This window comes from Parafrankia soli, assembly GCF_001854695.1.
Classification (GTDB): Bacteria; Actinomycetota; Actinomycetes; order Frankiales; family Frankiaceae; genus Parafrankia; species Parafrankia soli.
Genome location: NZ_MAXA01000092.1, coordinates 1 through 3758 on the forward strand (window position 1 = coordinate 1; position 3758 = coordinate 3758).

The window sequence follows — 3758 nt, forward strand, 5'->3', positions numbered from 1 at the left end:
AACCTCGATCCGGCGGGGATGTGGTGGGTGCTCCAAACGTCGCTATCGGCGTTCGTTGACGATGTAGGTGCGTATGGACGAGCGGTCGAGGAAACGGGCCTCGTCCTCGGCAATGATCCGCCCGATCTCCTTGCCGGCGAGGGCGTCGACCGTCTTCCGGTACATTTCCTCGCTCTCGTAGGTCAGCTCGGTCATGACGTCGAACAGCCGCTCCGTGGCGCGACCCGGGGCCATGTGACCGGTCCGGTGTTCGGTGCCCTCCACCGCGAAGTTGCGCCGGTAGTCGGAATAGAAGGGCAGCAGCCTGCTCACCAGGGGAACGTGTTTCTCCTCGTAGTAGGCGATGAACTCGTCCATCGTGAGGCCTGGCCTGCGGCTCATGAGGGACACGATCTTGATCACACGCTCTCCCTGGAGATCGACGGTTCGAGCGCGGCCGCGAGCGCCCCGTACACGTCGTGCAGGAAACCCCACGGTGCGTGGTGTGTGCGGGCGGGCCACGAAGCCACCGTGGATGACGCCGAGGGCCTGTGTCGCAGTTTCCTGAGAAGTGACCCCCTGGGACCTGGTGGGGCGCGAGGCGCGCGGTGGCCTGACGGATGATCAGTTCATGTCGAAGATCCTCCAAGGTTCGATGACGATCGGGCTGAGCGGTTCGTGCGGGACCGAGGGACGGCGAGGTATGCGGCCCGGCCGGCAAGCCGTGGAGGCCGGGCGACAGCGACGGCCGGCCAGCCTCCGGCGGTGAGGTGGACGTCCGATCCCGGCCTGCGGGTGCAGGTGGAGGCGATCCTCGCGCTGCTTCCCGAGGACAGGCTCCGGATGCTCGAAATCGAGGTCGGGGTGCTGTCCGATCTGCGTCCCGCTGTGGGGTAGCCGGCTGTGACCGGGTTCCTCTTCGCGGTCAGCGTGGTCAGGGGTGCGGCCGACACCCAGCCACACCGGGACTGTCAGGCCCCGGCACTCTCGGTGGCGAGGCGAGCGAGTACGTCGGCGTGACACGGCTCGTCCAGCGGGCACCAGCACGCCAGCTGATGGCCGGCGAGGTCGGGCAGGTGGTCGAGCACCCAGGAGCGGGAGACCATCCCCACGCGCCGGCCCCCGGGCAGCTTGTCCGGTCCCTCACCGGCGAGCCATGCGGCGTACCGCCGGATGGCGTCGGCCCGGCCACACTCACGGTGATCGAACGGGTTACCCCACGGGGTGGTCCGGTCGACCTTCTCGGCGCCCGTCGGCATGCGCCACCCCGGGGCGCGGGACAGCCGGATGCGGGCCGGGGTGGTGGTCATACTGCCTCCAGGTCGTGCTGCGCGACGTCGTACCTGACGGAGGGGAAGCGCATCAACGTCATGCCCGACTCCGCTGAGGTGACCACACAGCAGGCGGCTGACTTCCTGACCGTGTCCCGGCCCTATTCGATCAGGCTGTTGGAGTCCGGCGAGATCCTGTTCTGTCTGGTCGGTACCCATCGGCGGGTCAGGTTCCGTGACCTCCACGAGTACCGGAGCCGCGACGACCTGGAGCGCAGGGGTGCGGCCGACGACCTGACCGGGCTGACCCAGGAGCTGGGGATGTACTGACCGATGGCCTTCACGGTGGTCTACGACGCCAGCGTGCTCCACCCGAACACGTTGCGCGATCTGCTGATCCGGATTGCTGGGAGGGAACAGCCGGGCTCACTGCCACCCGGACTTCCACCCCCGGCAGACGCTGGCTGTCAAGGGCCACCGAGAAGGCGATTCTGCTCGCCAGCACCTATCGGGATCAACCGGCCGTCCTGAAGGTACTCACCGACCAGGCACAGCCGTGGCGGGAACGGTTCGCCCGCGAAAGCGCCGCCTACGAGGCGTTCACCGCCGCGCCGCCACCGGTGCACGTCCCGCCGCTGATGCGCTCCTGCGCAGTTCCCCGTTTCACACCTGACTGCGGCAAGTATCGGTGGAAGTGGAAGCCCTGCAACAATGACTTCCTCCCCGGCATTCAACGACTCCACGCTCTTCTCCGACCTTCCGAACGCAACACTGCCTTCGGAATCAGCGGTTATGGAGTGTGGGCGCCCTCAATCAGCATGCCGACCAGGAAGGTCGCGACTGTTTGCTCAAGTGCCTCGGCGAAAGGAACGTGCATGAATGCCAGGCTCGGATCGGCGTCGTAGGCGGCGAGGACGGCGGGGGCGGGATGACTGTGGGTCCACAGGGCTCCCACGAGGATTATGATCATGCTGGCTGCTCGGGCGGAACGTTCTTCCTTGAGCTCGGGGAGTAGGCGTTGGAGGAGCGTGGCAAGTCCGACCAGGCTGTCGCGTGCACCCTGCTTGTACCGGGTTGCGACCTCGATGGAGACGTTGCGCTCCAGCACTCCGGCCTGTGCGCTGAGCAGTTCGCAGAGCATCGGGTGAGTTGCAAACGAGGTGGCGAGTGCGCTGGCCATGGATTGGGCTCTGCTGTGCGGCGGGGCGGATGGGTCGACGTTCGACTGTAGTGCCTCGTCGATCTCTGCCAGGAGTTCGGCGGCGGCGTGGTCGAGGAGGTCGAGGAGCACGGCCTCGCGCGACTCGAAGTAGCGCAGCACGTTGGACTTCGCCAGTCCGACGCGGCGGCTCAGCTCGTTCAGGCTCAGCGCTGCGACGGGCATCTCATCGAGCATCGTGGCGGCAGTCTGGAGGATGCTCTGCCGCCGCACGGTGCGCTGCTCCTCGCTCCTGGCGCGTTGGAAAGCTGTCACACCACCCATTCTAGGAGACCGCCGGTCTCTTGACTATAGACCGTCGGTCTCTTACTCTTCGGGGGGTCGGTGATCCGATCGAGGGTCGAGGGCTGCCGGTCGGAGGCGCACCTCCCGTTGGCGGGCAACGGCAATCGATCGCACGGACCCCTCCCTGCGCGCGGCACGAAGATCGTCGCAGCTGTGCCGTCGGCTACGGCGCCGAACCCTCCTCGCCCCTGCGTCGCGCCCTGTCGGGTCGCGCGTCCAACGCACTCGCGGGGCGCGCTCTCCACTGTTCACCCGCGACGGTTGAGCCGGCTCGAGGGTGCGCGCCCGAAGTCGGGACCCACGTCCCGCCACTGACGACGGCCGACAGGAACCGCCTGCGGCGCCGACCTCGAACTGCACAACGCGATACAGACCGGCGGTCTCTTGACTGGAGACCATCGGTCTCTTACGGTAGAGACCGATGGTCTGATAGATGCTTCCCGACCCGATTGGGTGTCGGCCAGTACCTGCTCGGACAGCGCCCCCGGCCTGGCCGGAGTGCAACACCACGACACGGCGAAAGGAACTGACATGACCAAGAAGGTAGCTCTGGTCACCGGCGCCTCCTCCGGCATAGGCGAGGCCACCGCCCGTCAACTCCATGAGGCCGGCTTCATCGTTTACGGCGCTGCTCGCCGAGCCGACCGGATGACGGCGTTGGCGGCCTCGGGTGTACGTACGCTCTCGCTCGACGTCACCGATGAGACTTCGACCAAGAACGCGGTCGCTGAGATCCTCGCCGCTGAAGGCCGCATTGACGTTCTTGTCAACAACGCCGGGTACGGCTCATACGGCGCGCTGGAAGACGTCCCGATGCGCGAGGCCCGCGCGCAGATCGAGGTCAACCTGTTCGGTCTGGCCCATCTGACTCAGCTGGTGCTGCCAGCCATGCGTGCCCAGCGCAGTGGCACCATCATCAACATCAGCTCCATGGGTGGACGGTTCGCCACACCCATGGGTGCGTGGTACCACGCCAGTAAGTACGCCGTCGAAGGACTCAGCGA

General features: G+C 66.7%; 6 protein-coding genes. 3 read left to right on the forward strand and 3 right to left on the reverse strand.

Annotated features, from left to right (window positions below):
• Window positions 1–42: 42 nt before the first annotated feature.
• Window positions 43–402: an EthD domain-containing protein gene (locus tag BBK14_RS09655; RefSeq protein ID WP_071061193.1), complete on the reverse strand. Its 360-nt coding sequence runs from the start codon at window positions 400–402 to the stop codon at window positions 43–45.
• A 342-nt stretch (window positions 403–744) separates the two neighbouring features.
• On the opposite strand from BBK14_RS09655, the gene BBK14_RS41240 reads away from it, so the two are divergent.
• Window positions 745–876 carry a hypothetical protein gene (locus BBK14_RS41240; RefSeq protein WP_255565754.1) on the forward strand — a complete coding sequence of 44 codons (132 nt, stop codon included), beginning with the start codon at window positions 745–747 and terminating at the stop codon, window positions 874–876.
• Window positions 877–950: 74 nt separating this feature from the next.
• On the opposite strand, the gene BBK14_RS09665 is transcribed toward BBK14_RS41240, so the two are convergent.
• Window positions 951–1289 (reverse strand): DUF4326 domain-containing protein, encoded by a 339-nt coding sequence (locus tag BBK14_RS09665; protein WP_071061197.1) that lies wholly within the window; start codon window positions 1287–1289, stop codon window positions 951–953.
• A 60-nt stretch (window positions 1290–1349) separates the two neighbouring features.
• On the opposite strand from BBK14_RS09665, the gene BBK14_RS09670 reads away from it, so the two are divergent.
• Window positions 1350–1580: an excisionase family DNA-binding protein gene (locus BBK14_RS09670; protein ID WP_083390777.1), complete on the forward strand. Its 231-nt coding sequence runs from the start codon at window positions 1350–1352 to the stop codon at window positions 1578–1580.
• 460 nt (window positions 1581–2040) lie between these two features.
• Here the strand turns inward: BBK14_RS09670 and BBK14_RS09675 are convergent, their stop codons facing one another.
• Window positions 2041–2733: a TetR/AcrR family transcriptional regulator gene (locus BBK14_RS09675; protein WP_198541197.1), complete on the reverse strand. Its 693-nt coding sequence runs from the start codon at window positions 2731–2733 to the stop codon at window positions 2041–2043.
• Window positions 2734–3285: 552 nt separating this feature from the next.
• Here BBK14_RS09675 and BBK14_RS09680 point away from each other — a divergent pair.
• Window positions 3286–3758 (forward strand): SDR family NAD(P)-dependent oxidoreductase (locus BBK14_RS09680; RefSeq protein ID WP_116430034.1); only part of this gene is annotated, 473 nt, incomplete at its 3' end.

Excerpts from the sequence above, each read along its gene's own strand:
- BBK14_RS09665 (WP_071061197.1), bottom strand. The coding sequence starts at position 1,289 with ATGACCACCACCCCGGCCCGCATCCGGCTGTCCCGCGCCCCGGGGTGG.
- BBK14_RS09670 (WP_083390777.1), top strand. The coding sequence starts at position 1,350 with ATGCCCGACTCCGCTGAGGTGACCACACAGCAGGCGGCTGACTTCCTG.
- BBK14_RS09675 (WP_198541197.1), bottom strand. The coding sequence starts at position 2,733 with ATGGGTGGTGTGACAGCTTTCCAACGCGCCAGGAGCGAGGAGCAGCGC.